Source organism: Acidovorax soli, assembly GCF_014207955.1.
Classification (GTDB): domain Bacteria; phylum Pseudomonadota; class Gammaproteobacteria; order Burkholderiales; family Burkholderiaceae_C; genus Acidovorax; species Acidovorax soli_A.
On the sequence record NZ_JACHLK010000007.1, the window covers coordinates 48,343 to 63,540 of the forward strand.

Consider the following 15,198-nt stretch of genomic DNA (forward strand, 5'->3'; position numbering starts at 1 on the left):
GCACCTGCCCTTCCAATGCACAAAAAACTCTCTGCCATCGCCTTCGCCGCCAGCCTCGTGGCAGGCAGCCTGACCCTGGTTTCCACCGCCCATGCCCAGGCGCTCGACGCTACCGGCCTGCAGGCCATCGAGGCCGCCGTGAATGGCGTTGCCGGCAAGATGGTCAACTGGCGCCGCGACATCCATGCGCACCCCGAGCTCTCGGGCCAGGAAGTGCGCACCGCCAAGCTCGTGGCAGAACACCTCAAGCGCCTGGGCATGGAGGTGCAGACCGGCGTGGGCGGCACCGGCGTGGTGGGCATCTTGCGCGGCGGCCTGCCGGGCAAGGTCGTCGCTCTGCGCGCCGACATGGACGCCCTGCCCGTGCCCGAGAACACCAACCTGCCCTTCGCCTCCAAGGTCAAGGCCAACTACCTGGGCAAGGAAGTGCCGGTGATGCATGCCTGCGGGCACGATGCCCACGTGGCCATGCTCATGGGCGCGGCCGAGGCCCTGGCCGGCATGCGGGCCCAGCTGCCGGGCACCATCAAGTTCATCTTCCAGCCCGCCGAAGAAGGCGCGCCGGTGGAGCCCGACGCCAACGGCAAGGTGCCCAGCTTCGGCGCCAAGGCCATGGTGGAGCAGGGCGCTCTCAAGGACGTGCAGGCCATCTACGGCCTGCATGTCACGGCCAACCTGCCTTCCGGCGTGGTGGGCTACCGCAGCGGTCCGTTGATGGCGGGCTCGGACAACATCAGCATCCAGGTGGAAGGGCGCGGCGGCCACGGCTCCTCGCCCTGGAACGCGGTGGACCCGGTGGTGGCGGCCAGCCAGGTGGTGCTGGGCCTGCAGACGGTGGTGAGCCGCCAGCTCAACATCAGCAAGGAGCCTGCGGTCATCACCATCGGCTCCATCCATGGCGGCACGCGCTACAACATCATTCCCGACAACGTGGAGCTTCTGGGCACGCTGCGCACCTTCGACGAAGAGATGCGCCAGGAGGCGCTCAAGCGCATCACCGCCACGGCCGAGTCGATTGCTGCGTCGAGCGGTGCCAAGGCCAAGGTGCGCTTCGGCCCCGTGGCCTACCCGGTGACGAGCAACCCCGCGGCTCTGACAGAGGCCTCGCTGCCCGCGCTCAAGCTGGCCACGGGCGGCAAGACCATGGTCATCCCCAAGGTCAGCGGCTCGGAGGACTTCTCCGAGTTCCAGAAGGTGGCGCCGGGCTTCTTCTACTTCCTGGGCGCACCACCCAAGGGTGCGGACTTCAACAAGGCACCCTCCAACCACTCGCCGCTGTTCGACATCGATGAAGACCAGTTGCCCGTGGGGGCGCGTACCCTGGCTGCGCTGGCCGTGGATTTCCTGCAGCGCAGCAAGTAAGCCGGCGCGTCAGGAGAGCGCTGCTGCCCGGTTGCTGCCGATGAGCAGGCGAAAGGGCAGCAGCAGCGCAACGCCCAGCGCCAGCTTCACGGCCAGGTCGCCCAGGGCCCAGGTGACCCAGGGGTCGCTGGTGCCCGCAAACGCGATGCTCCAGAACACGGCCGTGTCCAGCACGGCCGCGAGCAGGGTGGCCACCAGCGGCGCGCGCCACCAGCTGCCGTGGCGCAGCCGGTCGAACACGCCGATATCGAGCCATTGCGACAGCAGAAAGGCCGTGCCCGATGCGATGGCGATGCGCGCCGGTGCCAGCACCAGCGATGCCGCTACTGCGACGGCAAAGCCCACCCACGCGACGCGCCGCGCCTGCATCGGCCCGTGGCGGCGGTTCACCAGCTCGCTGACCAGAAAGGCCGCCGGGTAGGTGATGGCACCCCAGGTCAGCCAGTCGTTGATGGGAAATTGCACCAGGATGTTGGAGGCCAGCACCACGACGGCCATGGTCAGCGCGGCGATGGTGAACTGCGTGCGCGTGGGTTGGGCGAAACGCATGGCGCTCATGCCGCGCCCAGCATGGCGCGGGCCACGGCCTCGCCGACCTTGATGCCGTCCACACCGGCCGACAGGATGCCGCCGGCATAGCTGGCGCCTTCGCCCGCGGGGTACAGGCCCACGGTGTTCAGGCTCTGCAGGTTCTCGCCGCGCCCGATCTTGAGCGGCGACGAGGTGCGCGTCTCCACGCCCGTGAGCACCGCGTCGTGCATGTCAAAGCCCTTGATCTTGCGGCCGAAGGCCGGGAAGGCTTCGCGCAGCGCTTCGATGGCATAGCCGGGCAATGCCGCATGCAGGTCGCCCAGCGCCACACCAGGCTTGTACGAGGGCATCACGTCGCCCAACTGCTTCGATGGCCGGCCGGCCACGAACTCGCCCACCAGTTGCCCCGGCGCGCTGTAGTCACTGCCGCCCAGCACATAGGCGTTGGATTCGAGCTGGCGCTGCAGCACGATGCCCGAGAGCGGGTGGTGCGCGCCGGCCGGTTGGGCCTCTACGCCGTAGGTCGCACCCAGGTGCTGGGCGAAGGCCTCGGCGTCGCGCGGGTAGTCGGTGGGGTCGATGCCCACCACCATGCCGGCATTGGCATTGCGCTCGGCGCGCGAGTACTGGCTCATGCCATTGGTGACCACACGGCCGGGCTCGCTGGTGGCGGCCACCACCGTGCCGCCCGGGCACATGCAAAAGCTGTAGACGGCACGGCCGTTGGCCGCGTGGTGCACCAGCTTGTAGTCGGCCGCGCCCAGCAGCGGGTGGCCGGCATGGCGGCCCCAGCGCGCGCGGTCGATCACGCCCTGGGGGTGCTCCACGCGAAAGCCGATGGAAAACGGCTTGGACTCCATGGCCACGCCGCGCTCGTACAGCATGGCGAAGGTGTCGCGCGAGCTGTGGCCCAGCGCCATCACCACATGGTCGGCGCGCAGCTCGGTGGTCTCGCCCGTGGCCTGGTTCAGCACCTTGAGGCCGCGCAGATGGCGCTTGTCGCCAGAGCCCTCGACGATCACGTCGGTCACGCGCTGCTCGAAACGGATCTCGCCGCCCAGGGCGATGATCTGCTCGCGCAGGTTCTCCACCACCTTCACCAGCTTGAAGGTGCCGATGTGCGGGTGCGCCACGTAGAGGATTTCCTCGGGCGCGCCGGCCTTGACGAATTCGCCCATGACCTTGCGGCCCAGGTGGCGTGGGTCCTTGATCTGGCTGTAGAGCTTGCCGTCGCTGAAGGTGCCGGCACCGCCCTCGCCGAACTGCACATTGCTCTCGGCATGCAGTTCGCGCTTGCGCCACAGGCCCCAGGTGTCCTTGGTGCGCTCGCGCACCGTCTTGCCGCGTTCCAGCACGATGGGTTTGAAACCCATCTGCGCCAGCACCAGTGCTGCAAAGATGCCGCAGGGGCCAAAGCCCACCACCACCGGGCGCAGCGGCAGCTCGGCGGGCGCCTGGCCCACCGGGTGCCAGGCCATGTCGGGCGTGGGCTGGATGTGCGGGCGGCCGGCATGCCGGGCCAGCAGTGCGGCCATGCGCGAGGGATCGGCCAGCGTGAGGTCGATGATGTAGACGGCCAGCAGGTCGGCCTTGCGCGCATCGAAGCTGCGCTTGTGCACATGCACGGCGGCGATGTCGGCGGGGGCGATGCCCAGGATCTGGATGGCCTGGGCGCGCAGCGCGTCCAGCGGGTGCTCGGCGGCGTCGGCCGGCACGGCTGCCAGCGGCAGCTTGAGTTCGGATAGACGGATCATGGTCTTGCAGGCCCGTGTCGATCGGGCGGAGGCAATTCGTGGGGCCACTATTTTAAAGGACGCGGCCGTTTCATGCCTGCGGGATCAGTCCGCGTCCAGCAGGTCTTCGCGCTGCGCCCTGAGCCACTGCTTGAGGTAGTCGTTGTCCTCCATGGCCTGGCACTCGCGCTGCAGCAGCGGGATGTCGTGCTCCAGCGCCTGGATCTGGCTGCGCAGCTGGGCCATGAGCTGGGCAGGCTGCAGCTTGCGCCGTGAGGTACTGCCCAGCTGCTCGCGCATGCGGGCCTCCAGCGTGGCCACCTCCTGCTGCAGCTCGGCCAGTTGATCGGTAAGCACCTGGTTGTAGCGCTGCAGGTGGCTGTCGCCCACGGCCACCAGGTGCTCGGCGTCGATCTGCTCCACCTCGAGCTGCAGTTGCAGCAGGTCGAGCAGGCTGCCCGCGGCATAGGCCTGGTTCACGCGCTGCATCAGTGCGGTCTTGCGCTGGCGCTGTGCCTCGTCGGGCTCGCGGTCGGGGTGCAGGGCGCTGGCGAGCTTGCGGTACACGGCGCGCACCGATTGGCTGGCTTCCTGGCCGGCCTCCTGCTGCTGGCGCTGCTGTGCGCTGGACTTGCGCGCGCGGCTGGCGTGGTGGCGCTCGCGCTCCTGTGCGGCACGGGCCTGGCGCGCCTGCATTTCCTCTTCGACCCGGCGCACGATGTCCTCGGGGGATTCCGGGGTGTCGCTCGGCGGATCTGCCGGGTCCTCCGCCGGGAACTGCGAATCGGTAGTGGCTTCCTCGGCAAACTGCGTGTGCAGCGCCTGCATGGCCGTGCGGGTGGCCGGGTCGCGCACGTTCTCGGCCAGATCCCGGGCGAGCCGCGCGATCACGGCATGCAGGTTGCGCAGCAGGGTGCGCCCCAGGCCCTTGCGCGCCGATGCGTCCACCAGCGCCTGCACCAGGTCGGCGTGCGCTGCGTAGTACCGGTCAAGCAGGGGCGCCACATCCCGGGCGTAGCGCTGGTGGTAGGCCTCGATGGCCTGGTTCCACGCGGCAAGGATGGCGCGCTGCGCGTCGATCTGCGCGAGCAGCGCATTGAAGGATTGCTGGGCCGGTGTCAGCGGGGGCTGGCCCGGCTGCTCTGCAATGCGCAGCAGGCTGTTGTCTGGAGAGGAAGGCATGAAGGCGCCGATTGTGCCTTCTGCGCCAGACCGTCAGCCCGGGCGGCTCTTGCTGCGCCAGCGCAGCTCGACCACGCCAAAGGCCAGTGCGGCGAGGGCCAGGGGCGCGAAGAAATACAGCGTGCGGTAGGCCAGGATGGCCGCCAGCGCCTGGGGCGCCGGCATGTAGGCCGACAGCACGGCCGTGCCCACGGCCTCCAGCACGCCCAGGCCCGCGGGGATGCGCGAGATCAGCCCCGCGACCGCGCCGAGCAGCACCGTGGCCAGCGCCGCCACATAGGGCGCCTGCTGCTGGGTCAGCAGCCAGATGGCGCCGGCCATCACCATCCAGTTGACGGCCGACAGCACTACCTGCAATAGACCCGTGCGCCAGTGCGGCACCGTGAATTCGTGCCCGCGCACGGTGGCAGGTCGGCCATGCCGCGCTATGCAAGCTGCAAGGTACAGCAGCGTGACGGTCGCCATGGCGCTGCCGATCCACGGCAACTGGTGGCTGGCCATGTCCCAGCCCTCGGGCAACTGCGGCGTCCAGAGCCAGAACACCGCACCGGCCAGCACGAAATAGCCCAGCCAGTTGGTGATGATGCTCAACGCCACCACCTGCCCGATGTCGCCGACCGACAGGCCCTGGCGCGAATACAAGCGGTAGCGCACCGTGACCCCGCCGATCAGCGAGCCCAGGTTCAACGTGAAGGGGTAGGCGATCAGCGTGGTGCCCACCGTGCGGCCCACGGGCAAGCCGTGCCGCGTGTAGGCCCGGCCGAACAGGTCGAAGGTGCTGTAGATGCCATGGCTGGCAAAGGCCAGGGCGGCGGCGCCCAGCAGCACCGGCAGGGGCATGGCGGCCAGCGCGTTCCAGACGGCACCCCAGTCCACATTGCGCGCCTGGCGCAGCAGTAGCGCACCGATGAGCAGCACCACGGCACCCGTGGCGAGGGTCATCGCCCAAGGCCACCAGCGGCTGGAGCGAAGCGCGTGCCAGCGTCCCCCCCTGCGCGGCGCAGGCGGCGCCTCTCCGCGAAGGGGGTGGGGGGCGGGTGCGCTGGTGCTCATGGGGAAGCGATCTTACGTGGCCGATGCCGCCTGCGGCTGGTCCGTGGCCAGTGCGTCGGCCTGCGCCTGGGCCTTCACGAGCGAGATCGTGGGCTCGTGGCGCGGCAGCCAGCCGGCCCAGGCCGGGAACCAGCGCATCAGGTGGAATACGCAGTAGCTGCGCACCAGGCGCAGGCCTTCCCAGGCGCCCTTGGGAGAGGGCTCCACCTGCTTGCAGCAATGGTCCATCAGATGGGCCATGCGTCCATGCAACGTGGCGTTGAATGCGCGGTCGCGGATGATGACGTTGGCTTCGAGGTTGAGCGACAGGCTCAGCGGGTCGAGGTTGCTCGACCCCACGGTGGACCACTCGTCATCCACCAGGGCCACCTTGCCGTGCAGCGGCCGTTCGCAATACTCGTAGATGCGCACGCCGGCACGCAGCAGGTGGTCGTAGAGCAGGCCGGCTGCGGTCTTGACGATGGGCATGTCGGGCTGGCCCTGCAGGATCAGGCGCACGTCCACGCCCCGGCGCGCCGCGCGCCGCATCTCGCGGATGAAGCGGTAGCCCGGGAAGAAGTAGGCGTTGGCGATCACCACGCGCTTGCGTGCCGAGCGCAGGGCGATGCGGTAGTGGCGCTCGATGTCGTTGGTGTGGTCGTGGTTGTCGCGCGTGGCGAAGATGGCGTGCGCTGTGCCGGCATAGGGCAGGCCGCGCGCCGGCGCCGCCTTGGCGCGACTGCGGCGGCGCTCTGCCGGGCTGAGCACGGCCTCGTGGGTGTATTGGTGCATCTGGGCCACGATGGGGCCGCGCACTTGCACCGCATAGTCCTGCTTGGCCTCGGGGCCGAAGTCGGCCACATGGTCGGCCGAGTAGTTGATGCCGCCGATGAATCCATGCTCGCCATCGACCACCACGATCTTGCGGTGCATGCGGCGCAGCATGTTCAGGCGCTGGCCGAGCACGCGCTTGCCGGGGTCGAAGATGCGAAAGTGCACGCCGGCCTCCACCAGCTCACCGACGAACCGGTCCGACAGGTCGGGTGAGCCGAATCCGTCCACCAGCACATGCACCTGCACACCGCGTTTGGCCGCGGCAAGCAGGGCGGCATGCAGCTCCTGCCCGATCTTGTCGTCGAAGAGGATGAAGGTTTCGAGCATCACCTCGCGCCGGGCCTGGGCGATGGCCTGGAAGACGCGCGGGAAGAAGTCTTCGCCGTTCTCCAGCAACTCGAACTGGTTGCCCGGCACCCAGCGGGACGATTGGGCTGCGCGCATTCTCATAGCGCAATCTCCGCAGCCAGGGGGGCGTGGTCGGACAGCTTGTCCCAGGGCTTTTTGGGCAGGTGCAAGGGGGTGTGTACAGCGGCCTTGCGCACGTAGATGCGGTCCAGTGCCAGCAGCGGCATGGAGGCCGGGAAGGTGCGCACCGCGCGCCCCGTGGACTGCACGAACACCTCGTGCAGGCCGGCGCGCTCGCGCAGGATTTCGTGCGCACGGCCGCGCCAGTCATTGAAGTCGCCGGCCACGACCACGGGCTCCTCGGGGTCGAAGGTATTCACCAGGTCGCAGACGCTGCGCAGCTGGCGCTGGCGGTGTGCCTCCTGCAGGCCCAGGTGCACGCAGATGGCGTGCACGGGGCGGTGGTGCCTGGGCGGTTGCAAAATGCAATGCAGCATGCCGCGCCGCTCGGGCCCGCTCACCGAGATGTCGTGGTTCTCGTAGTGCGTGATCGGAAACTTGGACAGCAGTGCGTTGCCGTGGTGGCCGTTGTCGTACACCGCATTGCGGCCATAGGCGTACTGGGTCCAGATGGTGTCGGCCAGGAACTCGTAGTGGGGCTCCTGGGGGAAGTTCTCCACCCGGCCCGCATGGCGGTGGTGCGTGCCCAGCACCTCCTGCAGGAAGACCAAGTCGGCCGCCACGTTGCGCACTGCATCGCGCAGCTCGTGCAGCATGAAGCGCCGGTTGAAGGTGGTGAAGCCCTTGTGCACATTCACGGTCAATACCTTGAAGGCAATGGGCTGGGAGGTGGGTGTGTGCGCCATGGAAACAATCTGAAAAGCTGCTGCACCGCCGTGGTGCGCGCCCCTGCGGCGTATGCCGCCAGGGTCTTGCCTTGATTGTTCCGGCCATGGGCCGATGGCGCTGTAGGACGGTGGGCCGTCAGCGCGTGCAGCGCGGGCCCACGCCGCCACTCAGGTCATGCGGGCAGAAAGCCTTCGACCGAGAGGTAGCGCTCGCCCGTGTCGTAGTTGAAGCCCAGCACGCGGGCGCCCGCGGGCAGCTCGGGCAGCTTCTGCGCAATGGCGGCCAATGTGGCGCCCGAGGAGATGCCCACCAGCATGCCCTCTTCACGCGCGCAGCGGCGTGCGTATTCGCGGGCGGGTTCGGCATCGACCTGGATCACGCCGTCGAGCAGGCTGGTGTCGAGGTTCTTGGGCACAAAGCCCGCACCGATGCCCTGGATCGGGTGGGGCGAGGGCGCACCGCCCGAGATCACGGGCGAAGCCGAGGGCTCCACGGCAAACACCTTGAGCGCGGGGAATTTTGCCTTGAGCACACGCGCCACGCCGGTGAGGTGGCCGCCGGTGCCCACACCGGTGATGATGGCATCGAGCCCGTCGGGAAAGTCGGCCAGGATCTCTTGCGCCGTGGTGCGCACGTGCACGTCGATGTTGGCGGGGTTCTCGAATTGCTGGGGAATCCAGGCGCCAGGTGTCTGGGCCAGCAGCTCCTGGGCGCGGGCGATGGCGCCCTTCATGCCCTTCTCGCGCGGGGTCAGGTCGAAGGTGGCGCCGTAGGACAGCATCAGCCGGCGGCGCTCGATGCTCATGCTGTCGGGCATCACGAGGACGAGCTTGTAGCCCTTGACGGCGGCCACCAGTGCCAGGCCGATGCCGGTGTTGCCCGAGGTGGGCTCGATGATGGTGCCGCCGGGCTTGAGCGCGCCCGAGCGCTCGGCATCCTCCACCATGGACAGGGCGATGCGGTCCTTGATGGAGCCGCCGGGGTTGCCGCGCTCGGCCTTCACCCACACATTGGCCGCGCTGCCGAACAGGCGGTTGATGCGCACGTGTGGCGTGTTGCCGATGGTCTGCAGAATGTTGTCGACTTTCATGGCGTCTCCTGGTCAAGAAAAAGGGGTGGGTGGCAGTGCAAGGCGGCATTGTGGCCCAGTCCCGCAGCCTTGTACCTCACTGGGGGAACACCCGGACCAGAATGGCACCATCGTCGCGCGGCTCGGTGGTCACGCGCACCGGCAGGCCGGCGCTGATCACTGCGGCATTGGTGCGCGTATGGTCGGTGAGCTCGCTGGCCGTGTAGCGCGCCTCCTGGCCCGTGCGCCATACGGCCAGGGCCAGCGGCAGCATCCACTGGTCGGCCAGGTGGGGCCCGGTGGCCGCCGTGCTGCGCTCATAGGCCCGCACCTCCTCGGCCAGCTTGCGTGCCACGGTCTCGGCCGACAGCCCGCGTTCGCCGAACTGGCAGAACACCTCGGTCACCTGGGCGTATTCCAGCGTGGCCATGACCGCATTGCCTGGTCCTTCGTGCTGGCGCACGCCGGGCGTGCGCAGCTGGCCGGCCTCTTGCGTCCAGCCCAGGCGCCGGCCCAGTTCCTCCAGCTCGCGTGCAGCCACGCTGCGCGCCAGGCCCGGGGCCAGGGCTTCGCCCCAGGCAGCCAGCGGCGCCCCGCGCTCCAGCAGGTCGAACGGTGCCAGAGCCTTGGTGGCCGGGGTGATCTGCGCATGCAGCAGGCCGCCGCCCGCAGGGTAGAAGCCACGGCGCTCCAGCGCCAGTTCCAGCCCCACGCCCAGGCGTGCGAGCAGTGGCGCATAGGCGCGCTGCAGAAAGTCGAACGGTGGTGCCATGGGGTTGTGCGTGCCGCCGGCCAGCTGCACGCGGCTCGCCCCATCGGCCAGCATCAGTGCGGGCAGCACGGTCTGTAGCACCAGCAGGCAGCTGCCCGCACCGGCGATGCGGAAGGTGTAGTCCCCCGCCTGCACCGCACCGGGCGTGAACTGCAGCGACTGCGAGCCCAGCTCCGCGCCCTCGGCCTGCCCGCCGCTGACCTGTACCGCCGCCTGCACGCAGGCCAGGTGCTGGCGCATCAGGCCCGGCTTGGCGCGGCCGGCGCGGATGCGCTCGATGCGCAGCGGCCGGCCCGTCACCATGGACAGCGCCAGCCCCGTGCGCAGGATCTGGCCGCCGCCTTCGCCTTGGGAGCCGTCGAGAACAAGGGGTTGAAGGCCGTTGGATTGTGAAAGAGTTGAATGCATCAGGTCATGTAGAAAACGTCGCCACTGGGCATGAACGGCAAGCGCCGGCCCGCGGCCAACAGGTAGGCATGCGAACGGCGCACGCTCAGGCGGTCGCAGTCGGCGTCGGTGATGATCAGCAGGGGACCGTCCTCAGGGAAGTCCGCGCTGTTCTCCAGCAGGGTGATGGCCGGTTGCAGCACCGTGCCCCCGCGCCCCTTGATCTCGACACGGTGGGCAATGTCCTGCGCTTCCAGGTACCCGAGGTCGTAGGGCGCGGCGTCGCAGCACACCACGCGCACGGCGGGCACCTCCTTGGCCTGCGCGTAGCCCGCGATGCTGCCCAGGGCCTTGGCCAGGGTGTGGCGGTCCATGGAGCCGGAGGTGTCCAGCACCACACCGAAGGTGCGGCCCTCCAGCCAGCGCGGGTCGGGGCCCACCTGCGGGCGGGGGATGTCGGGCGTGGCCGATTGGCGCCGGCTCAGGCGTGTGTAGGTGCGCCGGGTCTCGATGGGCGGAAAGTGGTGGTCGAACCAGCGGGCCAGCTCCACCTCCCACGGAATCGGCGGTTGCAGCAGGGCGCGGATTTCTTCCAGCAGGGCTGCGGGCAGCAGGCCCCGGCCCTGGGATTCGTGCAGCATCAGCCCCTTGCCCAGCTGTTCCTTGTAGAAGGCATCGAGGTCGGTGAACCCAGGCTGGCCCGGGGACAGCCTGCGGTCGAGCATGTCCCCTTGCCGGCCTGCCAGCGTGAGCAGTTTGCGCATGCGGCGCAGGTCGACCACGATGCGGTCGTAGACCTCCTCGGCCGAGAGGCCGCGCAGTTCCAGGTCGTGCAGTAGCCCCAGGGCAGGCGCGCTGCCCACCTGCATCTGGATGAGCCAGTCATTGATCACATAGTCGCAGGCCACATTCCACAGGTAGGGGTCGCGACCCTGCCGGCGGCCCATGTGGCGCAAGGCCACATGCAGGATCTCGTGCGCGATCACGAAGCGGGTCTCCTGTTCTGTCAGGCCCGCTGCGGGATTGAGGTAGATGGTGCGCAGGGTCTCGTCCACGGCGCCCACCATGATCTCCTCGCGCCGGCACAGCTCGGCATCTTCGAGGATGTCGAAGGCCGCCACCATCGAGCCCAGCAGCGGAAAGCTGCTGATGAACCAGCTGCGGGCGCGCTCGGTCGTGCTGCGGGGGGCGCTGCGCGCGTCCCCTCCCAGCGCCGCGCGGGTACCGGCGGCGATTTCCACCGCCTGGGCCACCGAGTTGGCGATGCCTGCGGCGAACACTTCGCTCCAGCTGTCTTGCGTTGAGACTGTGCCCCAGCGCGTCGTCGCAGGCCGTTCGGGCCATTCCTCGGGGGCCTGCAGGCTCGTGGCCCGGGGGCCGGCGAGGCCCATGGACTCTGCCCAGGGCGGAACACCGCTTTCGCAAAACTGGCGGTACCAGCGCTCTTCGTCCCAGGCGGGCACGTCGGCCGGCAGTTGCATGTCGGCCGGGCACTGGCCGAACTTGACAGAGGCCAGGAACCGCGTGCTCGCCACATCGCACGCGGCGCACCACTGCGGCCAGTCGCCCCGGTCGCGCTGGAACAGTTCCATGGCATAGCCAAGCACGCCGCGCGCCAGGACGAAGGCCCATTCATCGGGCGGCGCATTGCGCTTGGGGTGCACGTGGATGCAGTGGTTGCGCAGCACCACCAGCCAGCCGGCGGGAGGGCACTGGCTGGCTGAGACGGCACGCACCCAGCTGACCCGCCGCGCCAGCGGCCCGAAGATCGGGTGCGCGAGCACCTGGGCCATGCCGGCGTCATAGGCCAGCGTGGCCGGGCTGGGTTTGTGGCTGGTCTTGGCCATGGTGTTCAGGCCGCCTTGGCCTGGCGTTCGACCAGGCGGGGCAGGTCGCGCACCACCTCGATCATGTACCACGCGGGCAGCGTCTGCCCCGCCTCTTCGGCCACGGCGATCTGTGCCATCTCCAGGCTGATCTGGGCAAGGTCCTTGAGCATGGCCTTGGAGCGGTGCACCAAGGCCTGCAGGTCGCCCGTGCTGGCGCTCTTGTCCTGCGGCAGGGTCTTGAGCAGCCGGGCGCGGAAGGCCTGGGCCAGAAAGTACAGCACGTCGCGGTCCTCTGGGGCATGGGGCCAGCGGGAGTCGCCCTTGAAGATGGCTTCCAGGCGGTGCCGGTCGGCCGCCAGCTTGCCGAAGGCCTTGAACTGGGCCGCATGCTGGGGCGTGAGGCAGCCATAGGCCAGTGCCTCCACCATGGACGGGGAGGGCGCATCGCCAAACGCCTGCAGCGCATCGCTGAGCATGTGCCAGGCGCGCGGCGTGGAGAAAGGCTCCTCGTGCTTTGGGGGCGCGCTCCACAGGTGGTCGGGGCGCTGCTGCAGGTACTCGATCACCATGGGGTGGATGGCGCTGGCCGATGCCCAGTCCATCCATTCCGACGCGGATACCTTCAGGTGCACATGCACCATGCGGTTCATCAGCGCGGAGGACATGGGCTTGACGATGGCCGAATCCTGCGCGCGGTTGCCGGCGCCGATCACGATGGAGCCCTTGGGCAGCGTGTATTCGCCGACGCGGCGGTCATGGATCAGGCTGTAGAAGGCCTTCTGCACATCCTGCGAGCAGGCATTGAGTTCGTCCAGGAAGATGCAGTAGGGCTCCTTGCGCGCAATCATCGCCGGGGGGCAGAAGCGGGTCACGCCATCGGTGATCTGGGGCACGCCCATCAGGTCCTCCGGTGCCAGCTGGCTGCCCAGCAGGGACACGCACTCCAGCCCCACGCTGTGCGCGAACTTCTCCACCAGCGCCGACTTGCCCACACCCGGCGGCCCCCAGATGAAGACCGGGCGGGTGATGGCAACGTTCAGCAAGAATTCGCTGAGCTGGGAGGGCGAGAGGGCGTGCGTGGCTTGCATGGGCAAGGGTTCGGTTCAATCGGTGGTAAAGCGCAGCACGGTGTCGTGCAGCAGGGCGTCCAGCGCCGCATGGCCCGGCACGGGCAGGGGCTGCACCGGCTCTGCAGCGTTGCGTTCCAGCTCGGCTTCGATGAAATCGTGGATGCCGGGCCAGCGCGGGCTGGTGGCGGCCTCGCCGGCGCGCATCTTTACCTCCAGCAGGGCGTTGATCTCGGCGACCAGTGCTGCGTCGCGCACCGGGTCCAGCGTGTGCTGGGCCAGCTCGGCAAAGCGCATGGGCGGAACGCCCGGGCGCTCGCGTATCCAGCGCGCGGCCAGCAGCGGGCGCAGCACGTATAGGTACTTCTTGTAGCGCACCTCGTCGGCCTGCAGGTGTTCGCGGAAGTTCTTCTTGGCCATGGAGGCGTAGTGGTGCCAGCCCTTGGCGTTGGAGAACACGGTCTCGGCCAGCGCGCGAAAGCGCTCCATGGTGTCGCTTTCTTCGCGGTAGACCACGGGCGAGCGCAGCCATTCGAGCAGCGTGGGGTTGGACTCGCGCATCAGGCCCAGCGCCTTGCGCAGGTCCCAACCGTTGATGTCCAGGTCGCCGCTGATTGGCACCTCGATCACATCGCGCCCGGGCGTCACCGTGAGGTACCAGGGCAGGCGGTTCACGTAGATGAAGCGCACGTCGTAGTCGCTGTCGGGCGATGCAAAGCCCCAGCCCCGGCTGCCCGACTCGCAGGCGAAGAGGACAGTGACCGCGTGCTCGCGCTCGATGCGTGCGAGCGATTCCATGACCTGGCTGCGCACCCCGGGGTCGATGGGGTGGGCGGATCGCAGGAATTCTTCTTCTTTCGTTTCTTGTTCTTGGTTTGTTGGCATGTGGGATGTCCCGGCGTGCCGGGACCCTCATAACGTCGTTGTCAGATTGGGTGGTCAGCCTTTCACGCACACCACCTGCTTGAGCGTGTAGACCACCTCCACCAGGTCCTGCTGCGCGGCCATCACGGCATCGATGTCCTTGTAGGCCATCGGGATCTCGTCGATCACGTCGGCGTCCTTGCGGCATTCCACGCCTTCGGTCGCGGCGATCTGGTCGGCGATGGTGTACATCTTCTTGGCCTTGGTGCGGCTCATCTTGCGGCCCGCGCCGTGGCTGCAGCTCATGAAGCTCTCGGGATTGCCCTTGCCGCGCACGATGAAGCTCTTGGCACCCATGCTGCCCGGGATGATGCCCAGCTCGCCGGCCTTGGCGCTCACGGCACCCTTGCGGGTGACGAGCACGTCCTCGCCGAAGTGCGTCTCGCGGCTCACGTAGTTGTGGTGGCAGTTGACCGCCTCCACATGCGCCTCGAACGGCTTGGTGATCACCTTGCGGGCGGCTGCGATCACGCGCTGCATCATCACCTCGCGGTTGGCGCGCGCGAACTTCTGCGCCCAGCCCACCGCGCGCACGTAGTCGCCGAAGTACTTGGCGCCCTCCTCGAAGTAGGCCAGGTCCTGGTCGGGCAGGTTGCGCTGGTGCAGCTCGGCGTCCTTCTTGGCCAGCTCGATGAAGTGCGTGCCGATGGCATTGCCCACGCCGCGCGAACCCGAGTGCAGCATGAACCACACGCCACCCTGCTCATCCAGGCACACCTCGATGAAGTGGTTGCCGGTGCCCAGCGTGCCCAGGTGCTTGTGGTTGTTGGTGTTGCGAAAGCGCGGGTAGTCCTCGCAGATCGCATCGAACTCGCCCTTGAGCGCGGCCCAGGCCACATCGGTCTCGTCGGGCGGCGTTTCCCACGCACCCTTGTCGCGGCCCATGCGCTTGGGGTTGCTGCCGTGCGGCACGGCCTTCTCGATGGCCGAGCGCAGTGGGCCCAGGTTGTCGGGCAGGTCGTTGGCGGAGAGCGTGGTCTTGCAGGCCATCATGCCGCAGCCGATGTCCACGCCCACCGCGGCCGGGATGATGGCCTTGAAGGTCGGGATCACCGAGCCCACGGTGGCGCCAATGCCGTAGTGCACGTCGGGCATGGCCGCCACGTGCTTGAACACGATGGGCAGGCGTGCCGCGTTCTCCAGCTGCTTCTGGGCCTCGTCTTCCACGGGAACGCCCTGGGTCCACATCTTGATGGGGACGCCGTTGTCCACGGGCTTGAGGATGTAGTTGTTCTTTGGCATGTCGCTTTCCTTCTTCGTTCTTTCTCTCTGCTGGTGG

At 68.4% G+C, this 15,198-nt stretch carries 13 protein-coding genes; 1 reads left to right on the forward strand and 12 read right to left on the reverse strand.

Features of this window, described 5'->3' with window-relative positions; translation table 11 throughout:
- Nucleotides 1-15: 15 nt before the first annotated feature.
- Entirely contained in the window at nt 16-1,362 is a 1,347-nt protein-coding gene (locus HNP48_RS17805; RefSeq protein ID WP_184859417.1) for an amidohydrolase, read from the forward strand.
- Nucleotides 1,363-1,371: 9 nt separating this feature from the next.
- On the opposite strand, the gene HNP48_RS17810 is transcribed toward HNP48_RS17805, so the two are convergent.
- The 12 genes from HNP48_RS17810 to HNP48_RS17865 all read right to left on the reverse strand — a co-directional run bounded on the left by HNP48_RS17810 (nt 1,372) and on the right by HNP48_RS17865 (nt 15,161).
- The gene (locus HNP48_RS17810; RefSeq protein WP_260420277.1) at nt 1,372-1,911 is read right to left on the reverse strand and encodes a VUT family protein; all 540 of its coding nucleotides are present in this window, start codon (nt 1,909-1,911) and stop codon (nt 1,372-1,374) included.
- Nucleotides 1,912-1,916: 5 nt separating this feature from the next.
- On the reverse strand, nt 1,917-3,647 hold the full coding sequence (locus HNP48_RS17815) for an NAD(P)/FAD-dependent oxidoreductase (protein ID WP_184859421.1): 1,731 nt from the start codon (nt 3,645-3,647) through the stop codon (nt 1,917-1,919).
- Between the two features lie 84 nt (nt 3,648-3,731).
- A complete protein-coding gene (locus HNP48_RS17820; protein ID WP_184859423.1) occupies nt 3,732-4,808 on the reverse strand; it encodes a J domain-containing protein in 1,077 nt (358 codons plus the stop codon).
- A 33-nt stretch (nt 4,809-4,841) separates the two neighbouring features.
- On the reverse strand, nt 4,842-5,861 hold the full coding sequence (locus HNP48_RS17825) for a YbhN family protein (protein WP_184859425.1): 1,020 nt from the start codon (nt 5,859-5,861) through the stop codon (nt 4,842-4,844).
- Nucleotides 5,862-5,873: 12 nt separating this feature from the next.
- Nucleotides 5,874-7,118 (reverse strand): cardiolipin synthase ClsB, encoded by a 1,245-nt coding sequence (gene clsB, locus HNP48_RS17830; RefSeq protein WP_184859978.1) that lies wholly within the window; start codon nt 7,116-7,118, stop codon nt 5,874-5,876.
- 2 nt (nt 7,119-7,120) lie between these two features.
- On the reverse strand, nt 7,121-7,888 hold the full coding sequence (locus HNP48_RS17835; protein WP_184859427.1) for an endonuclease/exonuclease/phosphatase family protein: 768 nt from the start codon (nt 7,886-7,888) through the stop codon (nt 7,121-7,123).
- 155 nt (nt 7,889-8,043) lie between these two features.
- On the reverse strand, nt 8,044-8,961 hold the full coding sequence (gene cysK, locus HNP48_RS17840; protein WP_184859429.1) for a cysteine synthase A: 918 nt from the start codon (nt 8,959-8,961) through the stop codon (nt 8,044-8,046).
- Between the two features lie 76 nt (nt 8,962-9,037).
- Entirely contained in the window at nt 9,038-10,120 is a 1,083-nt protein-coding gene (gene rtcA / locus HNP48_RS17845) for an RNA 3'-terminal phosphate cyclase (RefSeq protein WP_184859431.1), read from the reverse strand.
- On the reverse strand, nt 10,120-11,946 hold the full coding sequence (locus tag HNP48_RS17850) for a DUF2201 family putative metallopeptidase (protein WP_184859433.1): 1,827 nt from the start codon (nt 11,944-11,946) through the stop codon (nt 10,120-10,122). The genes rtcA and HNP48_RS17850 overlap by 1 nt, the downstream gene beginning before the upstream one ends.
- A 5-nt stretch (nt 11,947-11,951) precedes the next feature.
- Entirely contained in the window at nt 11,952-13,016 is a 1,065-nt protein-coding gene (locus HNP48_RS17855) for an AAA family ATPase (RefSeq protein WP_184859435.1), read from the reverse strand.
- Nucleotides 13,017-13,031: 15 nt separating this feature from the next.
- Nucleotides 13,032-13,880, reverse strand: coding sequence for a nucleotidyltransferase domain-containing protein (locus HNP48_RS17860; RefSeq protein WP_184859437.1), 849 nt, complete (start codon nt 13,878-13,880; stop codon nt 13,032-13,034).
- Nucleotides 13,881-13,934: 54 nt separating this feature from the next.
- Nucleotides 13,935-15,161 (reverse strand): RtcB family protein, encoded by a 1,227-nt coding sequence (locus tag HNP48_RS17865; protein WP_184859439.1) that lies wholly within the window; start codon nt 15,159-15,161, stop codon nt 13,935-13,937.
- Nucleotides 15,162-15,198 lie beyond the last annotated feature (37 nt).

Bases quoted from the DNA above. Each gene is read 5' to 3' on its own strand.
- HNP48_RS17805 (WP_184859417.1), top strand. From the start codon at position 16: ATGCACAAAAAACTCTCTGCCATCGCCTTCGCCGCCAGCCTCGTGGCA.
- HNP48_RS17810 (WP_260420277.1), bottom strand. From the start codon at position 1,911: ATGCGTTTCGCCCAACCCACGCGCACGCAGTTCACCATCGCCGCGCTG.
- HNP48_RS17815 (WP_184859421.1), bottom strand. From the start codon at position 3,647: ATGATCCGTCTATCCGAACTCAAGCTGCCGCTGGCAGCCGTGCCGGCC.
- HNP48_RS17820 (WP_184859423.1), bottom strand. From the start codon at position 4,808: ATGCCTTCCTCTCCAGACAACAGCCTGCTGCGCATTGCAGAGCAGCCG.
- HNP48_RS17825 (WP_184859425.1), bottom strand. From the start codon at position 5,861: ATGAGCACCAGCGCACCCGCCCCCCACCCCCTTCGCGGAGAGGCGCCG.
- clsB (WP_184859978.1), bottom strand. From the start codon at position 7,118: ATGCGCGCAGCCCAATCGTCCCGCTGGGTGCCGGGCAACCAGTTCGAG.
- HNP48_RS17835 (WP_184859427.1), bottom strand. From the start codon at position 7,888: ATGGCGCACACACCCACCTCCCAGCCCATTGCCTTCAAGGTATTGACC.
- cysK (WP_184859429.1), bottom strand. From the start codon at position 8,961: ATGAAAGTCGACAACATTCTGCAGACCATCGGCAACACGCCACACGTG.
- rtcA (WP_184859431.1), bottom strand. From the start codon at position 10,120: ATGCATTCAACTCTTTCACAATCCAACGGCCTTCAACCCCTTGTTCTC.
- HNP48_RS17850 (WP_184859433.1), bottom strand. From the start codon at position 11,946: ATGGCCAAGACCAGCCACAAACCCAGCCCGGCCACGCTGGCCTATGAC.
- HNP48_RS17855 (WP_184859435.1), bottom strand. From the start codon at position 13,016: ATGCAAGCCACGCACGCCCTCTCGCCCTCCCAGCTCAGCGAATTCTTG.
- HNP48_RS17860 (WP_184859437.1), bottom strand. From the start codon at position 13,880: ATGCCAACAAACCAAGAACAAGAAACGAAAGAAGAAGAATTCCTGCGA.
- HNP48_RS17865 (WP_184859439.1), bottom strand. From the start codon at position 15,161: ATGCCAAAGAACAACTACATCCTCAAGCCCGTGGACAACGGCGTCCCC.